15 protein-coding genes are annotated in these 17612 nt (G+C 60.6%); 8 read left to right on the top strand and 7 right to left on the bottom strand.

What is annotated here, in order from left to right; all coding sequences use genetic code 11:
* Positions 1–161: 161 nt before the first annotated feature.
* Positions 162–500: a hypothetical protein gene (locus tag GCN75_RS29675; RefSeq protein ID WP_226941546.1), complete on the bottom strand. Its 339-nt coding sequence runs from the start codon at positions 498–500 to the stop codon at positions 162–164.
* A gap of 180 nt (positions 501–680) precedes the next feature.
* Here GCN75_RS29675 and GCN75_RS24270 point away from each other — a divergent pair, with 180 nt between their 5' ends.
* From GCN75_RS24270 to GCN75_RS24265, 3 genes are all read left to right on the top strand, one after another.
* Positions 681–6299 carry a hemagglutinin repeat-containing protein gene (locus GCN75_RS24270; RefSeq protein ID WP_226941545.1) on the top strand — a complete coding sequence of 1873 codons (5619 nt, stop codon included), beginning with the start codon at positions 681–683 and terminating at the stop codon, positions 6297–6299.
* A gap of 153 nt (positions 6300–6452) precedes the next feature.
* Positions 6453–6611 (top strand): hypothetical protein, encoded by a 159-nt coding sequence (locus GCN75_RS29340; RefSeq protein WP_193317638.1) that lies wholly within the window; start codon positions 6453–6455, stop codon positions 6609–6611.
* Between the two features lie 8 nt (positions 6612–6619).
* Positions 6620–6967, top strand: a complete 348-nt coding sequence (locus GCN75_RS24265; protein WP_152284679.1) for a hypothetical protein — start codon at positions 6620–6622, stop codon at positions 6965–6967.
* 38 nt (positions 6968–7005) lie between these two features.
* Here the strand turns inward: GCN75_RS24265 and GCN75_RS24260 are convergent, their stop codons facing one another.
* On the bottom strand, positions 7006–7869 hold the full coding sequence (locus tag GCN75_RS24260) for a transposase (RefSeq protein ID WP_152284678.1): 864 nt from the start codon (positions 7867–7869) through the stop codon (positions 7006–7008).
* Between the two features lie 204 nt (positions 7870–8073).
* On the opposite strand from GCN75_RS24260, the gene GCN75_RS24255 reads away from it, so the two are divergent.
* Together GCN75_RS24255 and GCN75_RS24250 are read left to right on the top strand one after the other, a co-directional pair.
* On the top strand, positions 8074–8490 hold the full coding sequence (locus GCN75_RS24255) for a hypothetical protein (RefSeq protein WP_193317637.1): 417 nt from the start codon (positions 8074–8076) through the stop codon (positions 8488–8490).
* Between the two features lie 349 nt (positions 8491–8839).
* Positions 8840–9580, top strand: a complete 741-nt coding sequence (locus GCN75_RS24250; protein ID WP_152284676.1) for a hypothetical protein — start codon at positions 8840–8842, stop codon at positions 9578–9580.
* 133 nt (positions 9581–9713) lie between these two features.
* Here the strand turns inward: GCN75_RS24250 and GCN75_RS24245 are convergent, their stop codons facing one another.
* Together GCN75_RS24245 and GCN75_RS24240 are read right to left on the bottom strand one after the other, a co-directional pair.
* Positions 9714–10247 (bottom strand): ankyrin repeat domain-containing protein, encoded by a 534-nt coding sequence (locus GCN75_RS24245; protein ID WP_152284675.1) that lies wholly within the window; start codon positions 10245–10247, stop codon positions 9714–9716.
* Positions 10248–10286: 39 nt separating this feature from the next.
* Positions 10287–11486, bottom strand: a complete 1200-nt coding sequence (locus GCN75_RS24240) for a YbfB/YjiJ family MFS transporter (protein ID WP_152284674.1) — start codon at positions 11484–11486, stop codon at positions 10287–10289.
* 401 nt (positions 11487–11887) lie between these two features.
* Between GCN75_RS24240 and GCN75_RS24235 the strand changes: the two genes are divergently transcribed.
* Positions 11888–12517, top strand: coding sequence for a hypothetical protein (locus tag GCN75_RS24235; protein ID WP_152284673.1), 630 nt, complete (start codon positions 11888–11890; stop codon positions 12515–12517).
* Positions 12518–12545: 28 nt separating this feature from the next.
* Here the strand turns inward: GCN75_RS24235 and GCN75_RS24230 are convergent, their stop codons facing one another.
* Positions 12546–13394, bottom strand: coding sequence for a siderophore-interacting protein (locus GCN75_RS24230; RefSeq protein ID WP_152284672.1), 849 nt, complete (start codon positions 13392–13394; stop codon positions 12546–12548).
* A gap of 92 nt (positions 13395–13486) precedes the next feature.
* On the opposite strand from GCN75_RS24230, the gene GCN75_RS24225 reads away from it, so the two are divergent.
* On the top strand, positions 13487–14071 hold the full coding sequence (locus tag GCN75_RS24225) for a TetR/AcrR family transcriptional regulator (protein WP_152284671.1): 585 nt from the start codon (positions 13487–13489) through the stop codon (positions 14069–14071).
* 52 nt (positions 14072–14123) lie between these two features.
* Here GCN75_RS24225 and GCN75_RS24220 read toward each other — a convergent pair whose 3' ends face one another.
* Both GCN75_RS24220 and GCN75_RS24215 read right to left on the bottom strand, forming a co-directional pair.
* Positions 14124–15224: a tryptophan 7-halogenase gene (locus GCN75_RS24220; RefSeq protein ID WP_152284670.1), complete on the bottom strand. Its 1101-nt coding sequence runs from the start codon at positions 15222–15224 to the stop codon at positions 14124–14126.
* Positions 15221–17086, bottom strand: coding sequence for a LodA/GoxA family CTQ-dependent oxidase (locus tag GCN75_RS24215; RefSeq protein WP_152284669.1), 1866 nt, complete (start codon positions 17084–17086; stop codon positions 15221–15223). Before GCN75_RS24215 ends, GCN75_RS24220 begins: the two co-directional genes overlap by 4 nt.
* A 275-nt stretch (positions 17087–17361) precedes the next feature.
* Between GCN75_RS24215 and GCN75_RS29335 the strand changes: the two genes are divergently transcribed.
* A complete protein-coding gene (locus GCN75_RS29335) occupies positions 17362–17538 on the top strand; it encodes a hypothetical protein (RefSeq protein ID WP_193317636.1) in 177 nt (58 codons plus the stop codon).
* The last annotated feature ends 74 nt before the right edge of the window (positions 17539–17612 follow it).

The raw sequence follows: 17612 nt of genomic DNA, 5'->3' as shown, positions 1-17612 counted from the left end.
ACCGCGAACACGGCCTGATCTTCAGCGGCGGCGACATGGCCATCGGCGGCTATCTGGACGGCAACCGCATCGCCACGGGCTGGGCGGGATCGGTGACGAATGCCAGCGCGACGATCGAGGCGCTGGGGAATCTGGAGATGGGGACGAGTCAGTTCCGAAATTTAAATACGCATTTCAGGATCGAGACGCTCGATAGCGGGACTGTAAGTGTCATAGAGTACGGGAGCCTGCTCCCTGGTGAAAAGGACAAGCGCTTTCGAAGTGTAGGTGGTCAGATTGTTGATGCAAATGGGATAGTACAAAAAGAGTACACCATCTACCGGCTGACACGTACCTCGCGTACAGAAACCGTGGTGGATACCGATCCGGCGAAACTGCTGGCGGGTGGCAATGTGACGATTCGCTCCAGCGATGCGCGTAATGAGCAAAGCCATGTCATTGCGGGTGGGAAGCTCTACATGGAAGGGACAGCGCTGGTCAATCCGCAAATTGATTTGCATACCTATTCGAAGGAGACGGGAACATCCGAGAATGTCTTGTATGTGCCATCGAGCGCCTGGGGCGGCTATGTTCAGAAACCGATGGGAGAAAGCTCCTTGACTCCGGTTGAGCATAGCTCGGCGGATCCGGTCAAACAGATTTATCAAAAAACGCCAAACGCATCGCCATCGTCGGCAGGTGTGAGCGGCGTCAATGGCGGCACCAGCGCCACCGGCGCCACCAATGCAAATGTGACGCACACGGCAGTGAGTGGCACGCCTGGCAGCGTTGCAGGTGTGAGTGCTGCTGGCGGGACAGGCGCCGGGGCAGCCAGCGGCACGGGGGCATTGAACGGCGCCAGCGGCACGGGCAATGCGGGGCAGGTGGGCAATGTCGGCGCGCTTAGCGGTTCGGCCGTCGCCGGCGCCACGGGTGCGGGCGGACAGACGGCAACGTCGGGCATCGATACTGGCCGCGCCACGGTGGGTGCTGATGGCAAGAGCGCGGATGCCGTGGCAGCGCAAGGTAGTCAAGATGGCAGTGGCCGGATTGGCAATGCGGGGAAAACAGCTGGCCATGGCGCGGTGCAGGGCAGTTCCGCCGGCGCGGCCACAGGAAGCGGCGCCGCCAGCACGGTCGATTCGGCTTTGCTGGCGCGTGATGCGCAGGGTGGTCCTGGCGCGGTCGGCGGAGGCAGCGGCTTGCAAGGTAGCGGGCGTCTCGGCAACGCTGCCCAGTCGGCCGGGCACGGGGGTGTGCAGGGCGGCTCTGTAGGTACCGTTGGCGGTGCCGCCGGGGCTGGCACGGTCGATCCTGCCTTGCTGGCAGGTGGGACGCAAGGCGGACCCGATGCGGTAGGGGGGACCGGCGGCTTGCAAGGTAGCGGACGTCTCGGCAACGCTGGCCAGTCGGCGGGGCACGGGGGTGTACAGGGCGGCTCTGTAGGTACCGTTGGCGGAGCCGCCGGGGCTGGTACGGTCGATCCCGCCTTGCTGGCAGGTGGGACGCAAGGCGGACCCGATGCGGTAGGGGCGACCGGCGGCGTGCAGGGCAGCGGACGCCTTGGCAGCGGGGGCCAGGCAGCAGGCCACGGCAGTGTGCAGGATGGCGGCGTTGCCGCCGTCGGCGGAGTGGCTGGTGCCGGCAAGGTCGATGCGGGCTTGCTGGCGAAAAATACGCAAGGTGGTCCTGCCTCAGTGGGCGGCGGCAACGGCTTGCAGGGGAGCGAGCGTGCCGGCAATGCTGGCCAGGCGCTCAGCCTGGCGGGCGTCAAGCAGGAAGTTGCGGCAGGCGCTACGGGGCCGGGCAAGGCCACACAGTCCGGCATGGCCGCAGCGCATGGCGCCACGGTGTCGAGCGCCACCGGCAGCGCAGCGCAGGTGGCCGGCGCCGGCGGCGCGTCCGCCGGACGCATGACGGTCATCGGCCAGGTGGCTTTGGCGAACCCTTCGGGGCGCGCGCAAGTCGTGCGCACGACGTCGCCTTCCACGCAAATTCCGAATGCCAGCTTGTTCAGGACGAGTCCCGGACCTGCATCGCGCTTCCTTGTGGAAACGGATCCCCGTTTTGCCAATTACAAGGACTGGACGGGGTCGGACTACCTGACCAGCAAGGTTCAGCTCGATCCGACAGTGACGCAAAAGCGCCTGGGCGATGGTTTTTACGAGCAACGCCTGGTGCGCGAGCAGATCGCGGAATTGACGGGGCAACGCTTTACCGGCGACTATTCCAGCGATGACCAGCAGTATCGGGGACTGATGGATGCCGGTGCCGCCTTTGCCCAGACCTGGGACCTGCGTCCCGGCCTGGCGCTGACGCCGGCACAGATGGCGGCGCTGACCAGCGATATCGTCTGGCTGGTGGAGCAGGACGTGACCTTGGCCGATGGTTCCACGCAAAAGGTGCTTGTGCCGCAAGTCTACGTGCGCGTGCGCGAAGACGACCTCGATGGCGCCGGCAGTCTGTTGGCAGGCAAGGAGGTCGATATCCGTTTGTCGGGCGACCTGGTGAATGGCGGCACCATTGCCGGCCGTGAAGTCGTGTTGCTGAATGCGGAGAATGTCAGCAATCTGGGGGGCCGTGTCGGCGCCGATAACGTCGGCATCGCGGCACGCAACGACTTGAATAATATCGGCGGCACCATTTCGGCCAATAGCGCACTGCAGGCGAGCGCGGGACGCGACATTAATATTTCCACCAATACGCTGGAAGACGGGCGCTATCTGGGGCGCGTGGCAGGGCTGTACGTGAGCGGCGATACGGCCAGTGGCAGCAGCCTGGTGCTGTCTGCGGGAAGGGATGTCAGTATTGCTGGCGGTATTGTCAGCAATACCGGGCAGGGCGGCGTCACGGCAATCTCTGCCGGGCGCGACCTGAGCGTAGATACGGTGGTGGCTACCTCCGGCACCGGCTTGTCGGCCAAGCGTATCGAGCAGCAGGCGGGTGAAGTACACGGCGACAAAGTCGCGCTGATCGCCGGCAATGACATCAATAACCGCGGCGGCAGCGTTGTGGCGGAATCCCAGTTGCTGGCCAGTGCAGGCCGCGATATCAACGTGGTCAGCACCACCGTCAGCAATGCCAGCCAGGACGGGCCAAGCTACACGTCGACCAGCACCACCATCGGCTCGACGGCAGGCATGTACGTGACGGGCACGGACCAGGGCAATGCCCTCATCGTCCAGGCCGGGCGCGATGTGACGGTGACGGGCGGCGTGATCGCCAACGCGGGCGTGAATGGCCAGACCAGCGTGATTGCGGGCAATAACCTGACCCTCAATACCGTCACCGTGGCCTCCACTCAGAATGACATACGCAACGCCGACAATTACAGCAAGCAGAGCAAGACGGGGGAAGTGGGCAGCCAGATCATGGGCGCCGGCAACGTCAATCTGCAGGCGGGCCATGACCTGACGGCGCGCGCGGCGGACGTGCAGGCGAACGGGGCGCTGGGCCTGCTGGCGGGCAATGACATCAGCCTGGTCAATGGTTTCCAGAATGCAGTGAGCGATACCGCCAGCAAATCGACGAAGAAAGGCTTCTGGAACAAGACCACGACGACCAAGCATGACGTGGTCGACACCACCACGGCGATCGGCACCTCGCTGGGCGGCAGCAGCGTGACGGTGCAGGCAGGGCACGATCTGCAAGTCACAGGTTCGAATATCTTGAGCGACGATGCGACGCGTTTACTGGCAGGTAACAACATCACGATCGACGCGGCCACCAATACGGTGTACGAACTGCATCACACGAATACCAAGAAAAGCGGTTTCATGAGCAGTGGCGGTTTTGGCTTCACCTATGGAACCAACAGCACGACCGTGGACCAGCAACGCGATGCCACCTTGCAAAGCGGTGACGCGCGCAGCATGATCGGTTCCACGGGTGGCGCGTTGACGATGATCGCTGGTAACGGCGTAAAAATAAGCGGCAGCGACATTGCCGCCGCAACGGACCTCGATATCATCGGGAAAAGTGTCACCATCCAACCGGGACAAGATAACGAGAAGGGCAAGGTTGTCACCAAGACGGTGCAGGACGGCTTCACCCTGGCCGTGGGCGGCAGCGTGGTCAGCGCCATTCAAACCGTGCAAGGCATGGGCGAGGCGATGGGCAAGACGAGCAACGGACGGGTGCAGGCCATGGCTGCGGCCACGGCCGCCTTGGCCGCCAAGAATGCCAAGGCGGCGATTGCCCAGCAAGGTCCGAGCGTGAGCATCAGCCTGACCTATGGCCATTCGGAAAGCGAACAGACGCAAACGACGGCCAGCACGACGCATAGCGGCAGCATATTGAGCGGCAACAACATCAATATTACGGCCACGGGCGCTGGCAAGGATAGCAACATCAATATTCTCGGCAGTGAGCTGAACGCTGGCAGCACCGTCCGCCTGGGCGCCGACAATCAGGTCAACCTGCTGGCGGTGCAGGATACGGAAAGCCAGCACACCAGGAGTTCCAGCCTCAGTGTGTCGGCGGGTGTCTCGGCCAACATCAGCAAGAGCGGGCCGGCGTTTGGCCTGACCGGCAGCATCAGCGCCAGTCAGGGCAAGCAGGATGGCGAAGGCAGTACCCAGCTGAACACGCACGTCAATGCTGGCCAGTTGCTGGTGATTAATAGCGGTGGCGACACCACGATCAAGGGCGCGGTGGCAAATGCCGGCCAGGTGATTGCCAATATCCAGGGCAATTTAAATCTGGAAAGTTTGCAGGATACGGCCAAGTTCGACAGCAAGAACCAGAGTGTCAGCGTGAGCGGAACCTATGGCGCCGGCGCCAGCGTGAATGCCAGTTTTAATCAGAGCAAGATGCACAGCGATTATGCCAGCGTGCAGGAGCAAAGCGGCATCAAGGCCGGCGCAGGCGGTTTCCAGATCATGGTTGGCGGCAATACGGACCTGAAGGGCGCCATTATCAGCAGCGGTGCCGCGCCCGGGGCCAACAGCCTGAATACGGGAACGCTCACGCAGAGCGATATCAAGAACCACTCGGTGGCTGACGCCAGCAGCATGGGACTGAGCGGCGGCTTCAGCTTTGCCGATCCGGACGCCAAGAAAGACAAGGAGCAGGGCAACAAGGAGGGAGCTGACAAGGTGGCTGGCAGCAAGGATATCGGCAAGGGGAAAGGCCCGGGTGGCACTGACTTGATCAACGAAGGCAGCCGGCCGAATGCCACCGATAACCTGTACGAAGGCAGCAAGCTGGTGGCGAAAAACCTGCTCAATAACAGTTCCGACTCCGCTTCCTCGAACGGACTCACGCGCAGCACGGTCAGCAATGGCGTGCTGACGATACGCGACAATGCACAGCAGCAGGCATTGACGGGGCAAGATGGCGCGGCTGCCATTGCGGCGCTGAACCGCGATACGGGCGTGGCGCACACGGCGGCGGAAAAGCAGAATGTCCAGGAACTGGCGAAAAATGCCGAGATCGTTCAAGGCTTCAAGAATGCCATGTATGGCGAGGCTACCTACTACACGGATCAAACCTTTATTGCGGCAAATACCCCCAGCAAGTTCTACAAGCTGAGCTGTTCTGGCGACCGCAATGCCTGCATCAAGGACCCCCGTTTGCTCGTGAAGGAAGAGATCACCAAGGAGGAGGCCATCGCCATGAAAGGAGTACTGGCCGTCAATGGCATTCGCAATGGCATGGACCGCGCCGCGGAACTGGCCTACCAGAACGTGCTTCTCGATGCCGACAATAAAAAGCCGGATGTCATCGTCCTGATGCACATCGAGCAGACGAAAGACGGCTTCGCGGATGTGCTCCTGGCTGGCTATGAAAAATTGCTGGCGCCCGTATTGGGCTATTCGGCTGGCGACAAGGAACTGGCGCAGGTACTGATGGGGCGCCAGGATACGGAGAACCTGCTGTTGGCGCACAGCCGCGGCGCGATCGTCGCCAGGAATGGCCTGGATATTGCCGCGAGCAATGGTTTTGTCAATCCGAACCTGACGCTGCAGGCCTTCGGTCCGGGCATTTCGAACACGGATCTGTATTCCTCGTTCGGCAAGGTGAACACGCAAACGTCGTCGGACAAGGAGCTATACCGCTATACGTACATGAAAAATGATCCGATTCCTGTGCTGACGACCATGAATCCCGGCAACATCATCGCTTCCCTTGTGGAGTTTATCAATGTATACAACACTTCATACAGCGCGCATAGCTGCTATGGCACGGGTGCTCTCGGGTGCGTCACGGTCAGCAATCCGGTGCCGGGTTACGATTTTCCTAAGAAACAGGACCCGAACAATATCGTTACCTTTATCAACGGGAAGCTGGTGAAAAAAGAGGAAAAGAAAACGCAATAGTAGCGGGCCCTGATTTTGCCGGCTCTGGCAGAGGCACTCAAACACAAGCTTCCTTGGCGAAAACAGGGGAAGCTTGCGGGAGCCCGAGGCTGCCCCGGCATGCATGGCGATCTCGAGAACACGCGCTAACTGCTCAGGTGTCAGTGAAAAGCCATGGAAAAGCCAAGAGCTGATGCGTTAAAAGATGGAAAGAATGTAAGCGTTGATACGCTGCCCGCCTATGTGGGTGCTGGCGCCAGAGCCACTTCATTTATGCTGGAATACAAGGTGGATAATATTCTGTATAAAGTTGTTTTTAAAAATAGAGCATGAGGATAAAAATGGATTCGAAAGATGTTGAAATATCTAAAGAGATTGGACAATGTTTGTATGACATCGCTCCGGAAGATGCAAAAACAATTCTGATGATTGCAGCCCTTTCTCCCGAGGGGGATGTCAGTCAGTTTGAATTTTATTCGAACAATGGAATCAATGAGAGCGAATTTTCCATCAATGATTCCGATACGATGAAACTTCATTACTTGGCTGGCGCACATCAGAAATTTATGGTTGCTAACAAGCAGCCAGCATGGACACGTTGTGAATTCACGGTAAATGTTGATGCCAATAAATTCTCTATGGAATTGGGTTATGAGGAGGATGCATTCAGAGACGGATTCTTGCGGTAATTTGCGAGGGGGGTCAGGTCCGCCATTCGTACACGATCTCAGCTTTGTCCATCCGCGGAAAGTTGAGCTTTGCTAAATGCCGATACGGCCCGGCTGACTGTCCTGCTCGAGACATGAAAAGCGGCGGCGATATGAGACATGGTAAAAGCGGTTGAGAGGTAAGCGCGTGCCATTGCCTCGTCTCTGTTGTTATAGAGGGCTTGATATTGCGCGAGTGATAGTGCGACAGCGCGGAGTTGCTGCCTTGGCGTATCTTTGAATGCTGCGGAACGCTGCGATTGCTGATGTGCTGAAACGAAGGCTTCATCGCCAAGAAGAATCTGGTGACAGATGCGAGAGAGCGGACTCGCCTCGCCTATACCTGCCGCGACAAACCGGCAATAAGCAGGAACTGCCTCGTCGCGCGTAGCGCCAAACTGGCTCAAGAGCCAGTCACGTGCCAACCAGCATGGAGGCGCCGCGTCGTCCAAAAAGTAGCGATGACTGCTCCAGGGCCAGGTATCTGGCGATACGACCATGTGCGCCCGGACTGGATTCAGGACGATGTAGCGGGCCAATTCCAACAGATAGTTTTCTTTCTGCACCAAAATAGCTTTGTAACGACCTTGCAATACGTGCCCGACATGCTTGTGGCGCCGATTGAAATGCTGGGTATATAAGCCGTTCAGTTGACGCATGCCCTGTGACAGATTTGCCTCGACCGTTTCAACGAGCAGATGATAATGATTGCCCATTTGGCAAAAGCTATACACGACAAAATGGTGCCGCTCGCATACCAAGGCAAGCACTTTTTGCCAGGCAAGGCGATCAGTATCGTCCCGGTAAATGGCACGACGCCGGTCGCCGCGCGAAGTAACGTGGTAGAGAGCACCGGCAAACTCAAGTCGTAGTGGTCGCGTCATGTAGTAGAGGGTATTTGAGCTGTACACATTGGCACTGAGATTGCGCAGAGGTTTGGATGTTGGTATGGCTGAGGTCGTGTCGTAATGGCGGACCTGACCCCGTCTCCCTCAGATCTGGGGCGGAACTAAGACCTATGATGACCTGCGTACTATTTATAAAAACATGCGAACTTACCATATGGGGTCAGAATGAAGCATTGTGAGATGTGCGGGGCAACAATCCCGCAGGGTGAAAATATATGTGAAAATTGTGGCGGAATTTTTTCGGAAGACGACTCTGGAACTGATCGCATAATTGGCAATCCTGACTGGGGGAGAATTAGCATCGACTTGGAATCAATCCGAGGTGATGTAACTGATATTTTTAAGAGGGTTAAGGATTGTTGGCTGGAATTGGAACTGCGATCTGCTCAGCGCTTGTTCAGCGGTCAGTTAGTCAATCGTGAAGTGCCGGTATCAAATATTGATCTTTATGGACCTCGCGAATCGTTTTCTCGACTTGCAGATGTCTTGAAGATTGCAGGGGAAGAGCTATCAATCATTGAATTTCATTCGCTACCTTATGATGAACTTTATAAGTTGCGGGATATTGAAGGTAAATCGGGTGGGGCGGTTACTTAGTCTTTTGTCTCTGATAAATTTCATGAGGATGCTTGGCGCGGACAGATGCCGGTCGCCGCGTGAAGTAACGTGCTAGAGAGCAGCGGCGAACTCAAGTCGTAGTGGTCGCGTCATGCGGTAGACGGTGCCTGAACAATGCACATTGGCACTGAGCTTGCGCAGAGGTTCCTATGTCGGTATGCCTCAGGCCGTGTCGTAATGGCGGACCTGACCCCGTCTCCGTGCGTCTCCCGTCTCCCCACAAGAAATAAAACCATATCCAAGAATCTTGTTGCTGAAATTAAAAAACGGGTGGCGATATATGTGTATATGATCCTGTTGCGAAAACAATTAAGAAAATGTGATAATTATGGAAGAGTATATAAAAATTAACATCAGGACGAAGGCCGAAACAATTAATTTGTGTGTCGGGGAAGCTATTGTAGATACGTTGCATGAATACCAAGGAAGTCTCGCTCCGGAGCAGATTTCTCACAATCCAGATAAATTTTGTGGGCCATTTCTTGGAAAGAAATCTGTTGAAAATTTCTGGGCGACTCGTGTCACTTTAAATTATAGCGGTGGCACGTTTGAAGTTGCGGATACATTTGCATGGCGACGGAAGAAATCGATAAAATCTTTTGGGGATATAACACATATAAAGAGAAATGTAAAATCTCAGGTTGTTCCAGGTGAAATTAGTTTTACTTCTGATTACACATCAAAAGTGAATTTTTATGAACTATTCAGGTCGTGGTGCTGTATTCTTCCCCCGCAAATTGGCATGTTGCATTTATTTGTTGAAGAAGAGCTGAAAGGGCTTGGTAAGTACGATAGTTTTCGATTGGGGTCCTTTAATGCATCCCTGAATCCGGAAATTTGTGGAATTGGATGGGCTATGTACTATGGTCCTGATTTCTGCAAGGATATCGACATTCAAAAAATGGAAGCGGCAGGATTTTTTGTGGAAAAGATCGGTGATGGATTTATAGTCAGAGTGACTCAAAACATTTCGGACGTTAATGATAGTTTCGCTATTTTTTCAGGTCGGCGCGAAGAAATGAGGAAATTGTTTCCGAAAAATTTTTTCAAAGTCGCAGATGATGAGTGAAAATAGAAAACCGAGAAAGGGATCCCCGAGCTGGTTAAGCTTGTCCGTTTTTTATGGCCCCCGGTGATAGGCTACATCTACTCAGCCGTGCCCATTCTGCGGAGCGACAGTGGCGGTGCCCAAGCCGTCGCGTTTACGCCGTCTGCCCCAAGCCGACCAGCCGTGCCAGGGTCTCCTGCGCATTCATGGATTTGGCCAGCGAGACGGCGCTCATGCCGCGGCTGTCCACGGCGTCGATGCGGGCGCCGTGCTGCAGCAGCAGGTCGAGGATGGCCAGGCGGTTGAACATGGCGGCCATCATCAACGGGGTCTTGCCGTCCGGGCTGGCGCCTTCCACGCTGGCGCCCTGCTTGAGCAGCAGTTCGGCGATGTCCAGGTAGCCTTTGTAGACCACGCCGGCCAGCGGTGTCTGGCCCTGGTCGTTGGGGACGTTGGCGTTGGCGCCCGCTTCGAGCAGCAGGCGCGACGTTTCCAGGTGGCCGTGGTAGCTGGCCAGCATGATCAGGCTGTCGCCTTTTTCGTTGCGGAAGTTGACGGGCACGCCTTGCGCGACCATGGCGCCCAGTTGCTGCGTATCGCCTTCGCGCACCAGCGCGAACAGGCCCCGGATGAATTCCAGGGTTTCGGCATCCATCGTTGCGGGGAGTTTGCGTGCATCGGTGTTCATCGTGTGTTTCCTGCGAAAGTGGGACAGGCTTGCAGTCTACTATGCGACTGGCGCCAGCGCCTTTTGCCGCGCGGCCAGTGCCGCGCCGATGAAGAGGGCGATGGCCGAGGCGATCAAGCCCCGCTCCAGTCCCGCGGGGCCGTCGGCAATCCAGCCGACGACGATGGGGCCGACGATCTGGCCCAGCGCGAACACGGTCGTGTAGGCGCTGATGCCGGCCGTCCACGATGGCTGCGGCAAGTTATGCCGCACCAGGGCCGTGGTCGACGCCACCACCGACAGGAATACGGCGCCGAATACCAGGCCGGAAATGAACACGACGGGCACAAAGCTCGTCAGCGCGGGCAGGATGGTGACTGCGCCCAGCACGGCGTTCAGGATCGCCAGCGATTCGCCGCCCATGTAGCGGTCGAGCATGCGCGCCCAGATGCGCGACGATGCCACCACGGCCAGGCCCAGGAGCGTGTAGAACACGGTAATCTGCGTGGGCGGCATGCCTTGCTGCTTGAGCAGGGCGATGACGAAGGTCATGTAGCCGATGTAGCCGACGCCAAACATGAAATAGCCGGCCAGGCTGGGGGCAAAATCGCGCCAGGCGAAGGGGCGCGGGGCGTCGAGGGTGCGCGGCACTTCGCCGATGGCTTTCGCTGGCACGGCCATGAGGGCGGTAGCCGCCAGGCAGGCGATACCCAGTGCCAGCCAGGGCCATTGCCATGCATGGGCGGCGCCGTGCGCGTGCGCGGAGGCCAGCGCGGCCGGCACCAGCAGGGCCGACAGTGCGATGCCGAAACCCGTGCCGCCGTAGTACAGGCCGATGTAGAAGCCGGCGCGCTGGCTGTGCATGGAACCGAGCCGGGCCGCCAGCACGCCGCCGGCGATGAAAATGAAGGCGCTGGCGACGCCCGCGCACACGCGCTGCAGGAACAGGGCGGCCGTGTCGCTGACCAGGCCCGACATCAGCATGAAGAGGCTGGCCAGCACGGAACCGGCGATCAGCAAACGCCACACGCCCAGGCGGCGCATCAGCGCCGGCGCGGCCAGGGCGCCGAGAAAGTAGCCGAGCGCATTGAAGGTGTTCATGGACCCTGCCAGCAGGTAGGACCAGCCCAGGTCGGCGCGCATGGGCGGCAGCAGCAAGCCGTAGGAAAAGCGCGACAGGCCCAGCGCGATGGCGGCGCCCAGCGAGAGGGCCAGCGCCGTGGCCAGCGGATGGGCCGGGGAAGAATCGTGTGTCGGCATGGCGGCCCGTCATGGTGTAAGCGTGCGGTGGAACCGGCGCCGCAGTGCGACTTTACGGCAGGCTGGGTCTGTTGGTGGCAGTGCGCTGCAACGCTTGCCGCGCACCGTACATTGCTCATAATTTACTAGTAAGTTAATGAATCTTAATTGACAAGTCAAGCAATCGCTGGGCGCATTGATGATGGCTATTTTCGTCGGCAACAATGCATGCTGCGATTGCTGGTGTGATTTTTGGAGAGAATCGCGAGATATGCAGGGCCATATAATTGCATTTTGGAAATTAACTTGCATCAATTTGTTAGCGCAGCTTCGCCCAGCGCCCGCGGCGGGAAGACGTCACGGACTGCTGCGACAGCGCTGTTTTTCCTGAATCCGTACAGACCCCGAGCAAGGAGCAAACGATGGCAACCCAATTCAACATCCACTACAACGTGTCAGACGATGAGCTGCAAGGCAAGAACGTACTGGTCTTTTTGAAGCCGCAGAATCCACAGCGCAATTACCAGATCCACGCCTGGCAGGTGTTGAACGGCACTGCTGGCGCCACCGAGAAGTTTTCCTACGATGACAGCATCACGACCGACGTGACCTGGCTGGGCGCCCAGGATGCAAAGATCAGCTCGCAGCGCCAATCCATCGTGCCGGGCCAGCTATTGAAGGCCGTGAGCCCGGTGGGTTTGTCGCCGGAGCTGCAGCCTGCTTCCGCCGCGCTGGCGCAAAGCAAGCTGACCCCACAGCAGTGTGGCGTCATCAACCACACCAACCCCTACATCCAGTTCGTCAGCAACTGGTACGTCAATGGCAAACCCGTGGTGAGCATGCCGTATGTCGACGCGAGCATGACAGTGAGCTTCGAGTACCTGCCCAATTTCTACTTCATGGTGGCAACACCGCCCATGGTGGGCCAGACCTATATCGTGCAGAATTTCTCGGACATGACGCATTACACCGTGCCTGTCACGGCCACCGAAGTGGATGTGACCGTGAACCGCAAGCAGGGCCTGTGGGACTTCGACTTCAGCGCCCGCTAACGCGCCGGGTCCGGCGTTGCCCGCCGGCTTACACCTCGACGGCCAGGTCGTCGAAGTCGGCCAGGGTGCCGCCATTGGCGATCAGCTGCTCGAAGCTTTGCCGGCGGCGCAGATCGATGTCCGTGTTGCTGACGCCCCGTTTCCAGTAGCCCGCCACCAGCACCTGCTCTTTCGCCAGGCCCGCGTCCATGCGCAAATACTGGCGGATGGCGCGCATTTCATCGCGTTCGCCGGCGCCCCAGATGACGTAATCGTGGGGTTCCGGCAAGGCCCTGGCCTGGGTTGCCAGCGGCCCGTCCGGCGCCACGTGGGCCGTGCCCAGGCGCTGCAATGCCAGGCCCGGCACGGTGGGTAATTCCTCGAACGCGGCGGCATCATCGGTCACGACCCAGCCGATGCCGGCCGCGCCGGCGGGCCATTGCTGCAACATGGCGTACAGGGCGGGAATGCCCGTCTCGTCGAGGAAGAGGGCGATTTTCTTTTCGGCGCCGGCAGGAACGACGAATTGCGGGCGCGGTCCCGTCAGGCGGAAGACATCGCCTGCGCGCAGGTTGCTACCCCAGCGCATCATCGGACTCGCGTGTGCATGCCGCACGATATCGAAGGTAAACGTTGCTGCCTGCGCGTCAAAGCTGCGCACGGTGTAGATGCGCGAGGCGCCGCCATACGCGGGGCCGTCGAGATGGATGCGGAAAGCCACGTTGGGCAGCGCCCAGTGAGGATCGTCTCCGGAACGCTCCAGGCGGGCCGTGACGCGCAGCACGCTGGGAACGGGGTGTGCGATGGCGACGACGGCGGCCGTGACTTCATGCAGGCTGCGGTCATGCTCGGCGTTGCGCAGGGGGCCGCTGGATTGCTGTTCTGGGGGTGTTGCCATGGTAAGTACTCCTTGGTATTGGGTAATTAGTTTCATCATGCTAAACTAATTATCTGAAACCGACAACGCAGCTGCCGCCACGGACAATCACGATGACTATTGCCACAACTTCGCCCCGTCCCGGGCGTCCCCCCAGCATCACGCGCGAGCGCATCGCGGACGCGGGCATCGCGCTGGGCTTGCCCGCCATGACCTTCACGGGCGTGGCCGCCTTGCTGGGCGTCAGCCACGTGGCGCTGTACAAGCACGTGGCGCACCTGGCCGCGCTCAAACTGCTGGTGGCGGAGGAGATTTTTTCGCGCTGGCAATTGCCGGCGCCCGGCGAGGGGGACCTGGAGAACTACCTGCTGCGTTTCAGCGCTTCGCTGCGCGCACTGGTCAAGTCGCACCCGGGGCTGGCGCCCTACCTGCTGCGCAGGAAAGCGACGACACCGGCCATGCTGGCCCGGATCGACGCCCACCAGACGCAGGTGGCGCACGCCTACCAGTTGCCGAAGCAGCGCGCCCGCTGGCTGCTGTCGACCGTGGCCTTGCACTGCGTGGCGCTGGCCGACACCGCGTATGCGCCGGCCGGCGACGCATGGCAAGACGGGGACGAGGACGATAACGCCATCGAGGCCGAGTTTGACCTGGGCATGCGCGCGCTGGTGATCGGGGCGCTGGCCATGCGGCCATAATGGCAAGCATGTAGCAGAACGGCGGTGCGGCGTTTTTGTGCGGGCCGGCGAGTCAGCGGGCCGCGGGCGGCTGGCGCCGGTTCCAGAATGGCGCCGACGGCCAGCGCGTTTCTTGGCCGTAACAGTATGCCAGGTGGCGGCCGTATGCCGTGCCGATGGCTGCAAGCTCCACGTTGTATTGCTGGCAAGCCGCAGCGTCGCCCCGCAGCGTGCGGTCGGCGGCTTCGGCTGCGGCCAGGCCCGTGTACAGGGCGTTGAAGATGCCTTGCGACGATAGCGGGTCGAAGCTCATGGCGGCATCGCCGACGGCGAACCAGCCCGCTCCCGCAGCGGCGTCCAGGGTGGCCGTATGGGCGGGCGTGCTCATGGCGGGCGTATCGGCCGCATAGCCTTGCTGCTCCAGCAATTCCCGTGTGGCGGGCACGCTGCGCGCCGCCGTTTCCAGCCAGCCGGCATCGCGCATGGCGCTGTCGGCGAGCAGGTCGGCATCCGTATGCAGGGCCAGCACGCGGCGCTGGCCGGGCAGGGGCGCGCTGTACCACCAGCCGTGTTCGCACGCCTCGATATGGGCAAAGCCCCGCGCGGAAGGCGTGTGGTCTTGTCCGTATTGCCATACTGATATCAATTGATCGCTGCGCTGGCGCCGCGCGCCCACTTTGCGGGCCAGCCGCGCGCTGCGTCCCGTGGCATCGATGACGATGCGCGCCGCCGTGTCGCATGGACCGTGCTGCGTCTCGAGCCGCACGCGCCAGCCGCCGTCCTCCGGCGCGATGTCCACGACCTTGGCCGGCGCCAGCAGGGCGGCGCCGCGCTGGCGCGCCTCGTCGCGCAGCCACTGGTCGAACGCCCCGCGCGCCAGGTGCCAGCCGTGGCCATCGGGATCGCTGAGGAAATGGTGCTCCGCCTGCGCGCCATTCCACCAGGCGCGGTTGCCGTGATAGGGCGCATGGCCCTGGCGCAGGAAGGCCTCGAGCAAGCCCATGTCACGCAGCAGGCGCGCGGCGGCCGGCGGCAGCGATTCGCCGATGCGCGCCGACGGCGCGGCCAGCCGGTCGACCAGCATCACCCGGTGCCGGCCCGCCAGATTCAGGGCGGCGCAGGCGCCGGCCGGGCCGGCGCCGACGACGAGCACATCGGCCTGCAGCACCGTCACAAGCGGTGGCGCTGCAAGTGGCGCGCTTTTTCCGTGCCCTCCAGGTCGACATCGACGAACTCGTCGGGTATGGCCGCGGCGACGCGCAGCTGGTGCTTGCCCGCCGCGGGTTGCGGCAGGTTTTCCACCTGCAGGAAGGCGGGGAAGCCCGCTACGTCCGAGGGGCCGGGGCGCACCTCGACCACGCCCACTTGCGCCAGGTCGGCGATCATGTTGTTGATCTGCTCTTCATAGCTGATGTTGCCCAGCGGACGTATCCACGCGGCGCGCCGGGCGAAGGCGGCCAGGCGGTCGTCGACGGGCACTTCCCGGTTCATCAGCGTATCGTAGGCGAGCTTGCTCATCACCTGGTTCGGTACGCGCGCGGGCCAGAAGGTCGGCACATAGGGATCGTAGTCGGACTGGTAGCCGGAGCGGCAGCTGGCCGTGTCCGTCTGCCATGGCACGGCCATCCAGCGCGTCACGCCGCCGGCGATCTGCGCCGAGCAGGGACTGCCGATGTTGTCTGGTGTCAAGACGGCGCCGTAATCGGGCTCCACCCAGCCCGGCGGACGGTGCGCCAGGCGGAACGGCGCGCTGTACATGCTGGCCTGGCGCATGGGCCAGGTCATTTCGCAACCGGGGTGGAAGGCGTCGGCCAGGCAGAATTCCATGGCAGCGCGCAGCAGGGTGTCCGGTTGCTGCGCCACATCCACGTCGGCAAGGCTTTGCGGCGGCACCTTGCCGGGCGCGTAGTCGTCCGTGAACTCGCCGGCCGCCCATTGCTTGAGGAAACGCAATTGCAAGTTGCTCAGCGCGCAGTTCTGGCGCGGCGTGTCTGCCGGCGGGATGGCCATCGCGTCGCCATACAGCCATGGCCACGGCGATGGCGCCCAGGCATCGCGCTCGAACTGGCGGAACTGGTTATAGATGACGTTGCGCCATTCCTTGCGGTTTTCGGACGGGCTGGCCAGGCGCGCCATCCATTCGTCGCGGCTGAACGGCGTGCTGCCATCCCAGCCGAAGGCGGCGGCGAAACCGGCATTGACCCATTGCAGGTTGGACAGGCGCTCGAAAATGGGACGGATATCGTCCTGGAACGAGGGGACGGCAGGCGCTGCCAGCTTCCCTTCCGAAACGAAGAGGTCGCGCATCAAGTCCCACATGGTGCGCACCGACTTTTGCTGCGGCGCGTAGTCGGGCGGCGCCACGACCACCCAGGCCATGTCGACGGGCAAGGCCTTGCCCTGATAGTGCACCGTGGCGCAGACGGGGCCGTCGGCCGTGTCGTCATGCCAGCCTTCATTGTTGGCGAAGGTGATGGCGCGCGCGCCATTCCACGAGGCCGACTTGCCATGGCCGCCCAGCACGATCAGCCGTCCCATGGCATCCGTGCGCAATTCGCCCAGGTAGACGGGCGTGCCCATGAAGCGGCCGCTGTCGAAGGCCACGCCTTGGCGGTCGCTGCCGCTGATCTTGCGCTCGCCCGGCGTGATGGACAGTTGCGCGCGGTCGGTGACGGCCATGTTGCGCAGGAACGAGGGCTGGGTGACATTCGCCTCGGGAATATCGAGCGCGATCTGGAACTGGTACCACGCGGCCTTGGTGTTGGCCAGGGTGACGGACCATTCGATGTCGGCATTGCCGGCTTTCAATTCGGCCACTGCCACGCCGGCGGCATTCAGGCCGTAGAGGCGAAAGCCCGCCGCCTGGCGCTTGATGGCCCCGGACGCATCGCGGTAATACCCGGCCGGCCGCGCCGCCGGTTCCGGCACCTCCGGTCCCAGAAAGTATTCGCTGGGGCTGTTGCCCACGCGGGCAATGCCGATGGGCGGATAAATCGCCGCCTTGACGATGACGGTATCTTGGGTGGAACTGGACATGGCATGCCTTTCCAGATGCGTGAAGGGAAGGAAAATATACCGCATAAAAAACGCGCCAAATGCGCACATAGTCACGGTATCGTGAATGCACGCCATGCATGGCATGTGCGGACACAAACGGGCTAGCCCGGCTGGCGCAGGGCTGGGCAACTCAGTTGCTGCCAAGATTGACTTGTTGTCGTCATGCAGCTATCGTGGGTTGGTATTGCCTGTTTATTAATATATGAAATAATATATTGATCCGATATTTTTCTATGCAACCTTTAAGGAATGATATGAAAATCAAGGCTATTTTCTGTGTGGGCGCGGTATCTCTGCTGGCCTTTCTGCCGGTATCGCAAGCGGCCCAGCCTGGCGAGGCGCTCGCTGCGGCGGCGCCGCTGGCGAAAGGCGTGGCGCTGTATCCGCAAGAAGGCAATATCCCACCGTTCCGCGGGTCTGGCTCCAGGTAAGGCCACTGCAGCAGCGCATGCGGCGCGGCGCCAGCCAAGGTAAGATGACGGCTTTTTCAAGATCTTGAGAGGCC

This window comes from Janthinobacterium violaceinigrum (genome assembly GCF_009208555.1).
Lineage (GTDB): Bacteria > Pseudomonadota > Gammaproteobacteria > Burkholderiales > Burkholderiaceae_D > Janthinobacterium > Janthinobacterium violaceinigrum.
This window is presented reverse-complemented; position numbering and strand designations above follow the sequence as displayed.

What these genes read in the sequence shown, in the direction of transcription:
- GCN75_RS24255 (WP_193317637.1), top strand. Translation starts at nt 8,074, where the DNA reads ATGTGCGGGGCAACAATCCCGCAGGGTGAAAATATATGTGAAAATTGT.
- GCN75_RS24250 (WP_152284676.1), top strand. Translation starts at nt 8,840, where the DNA reads ATGGAAGAGTATATAAAAATTAACATCAGGACGAAGGCCGAAACAATT.
- GCN75_RS24235 (WP_152284673.1), top strand. Translation starts at nt 11,888, where the DNA reads ATGGCAACCCAATTCAACATCCACTACAACGTGTCAGACGATGAGCTG.
- GCN75_RS24265 (WP_152284679.1), top strand. Translation starts at nt 6,620, where the DNA reads ATGGATTCGAAAGATGTTGAAATATCTAAAGAGATTGGACAATGTTTG.
- GCN75_RS29340 (WP_193317638.1), top strand. Translation starts at nt 6,453, where the DNA reads ATGGAAAAGCCAAGAGCTGATGCGTTAAAAGATGGAAAGAATGTAAGC.
- GCN75_RS24215 (WP_152284669.1), bottom strand. Translation starts at nt 17,086, where the DNA reads ATGTCCAGTTCCACCCAAGATACCGTCATCGTCAAGGCGGCGATTTAT.
- GCN75_RS24225 (WP_152284671.1), top strand. Translation starts at nt 13,487, where the DNA reads ATGACTATTGCCACAACTTCGCCCCGTCCCGGGCGTCCCCCCAGCATC.
- GCN75_RS29675 (WP_226941546.1), bottom strand. Translation starts at nt 500, where the DNA reads ATGCAAATCAATTTGCGGATTGACCAGCGCTGTCCCTTCCATGTAGAG.
- GCN75_RS24260 (WP_152284678.1), bottom strand. Translation starts at nt 7,869, where the DNA reads ATGACGCGACCACTACGACTTGAGTTTGCCGGTGCTCTCTACCACGTT.
- GCN75_RS24230 (WP_152284672.1), bottom strand. Translation starts at nt 13,394, where the DNA reads ATGGCAACACCCCCAGAACAGCAATCCAGCGGCCCCCTGCGCAACGCC.
- GCN75_RS29335 (WP_193317636.1), top strand. Translation starts at nt 17,362, where the DNA reads ATGAAAATCAAGGCTATTTTCTGTGTGGGCGCGGTATCTCTGCTGGCC.
- GCN75_RS24245 (WP_152284675.1), bottom strand. Translation starts at nt 10,247, where the DNA reads ATGAACACCGATGCACGCAAACTCCCCGCAACGATGGATGCCGAAACC.
- GCN75_RS24240 (WP_152284674.1), bottom strand. Translation starts at nt 11,486, where the DNA reads ATGCCGACACACGATTCTTCCCCGGCCCATCCGCTGGCCACGGCGCTG.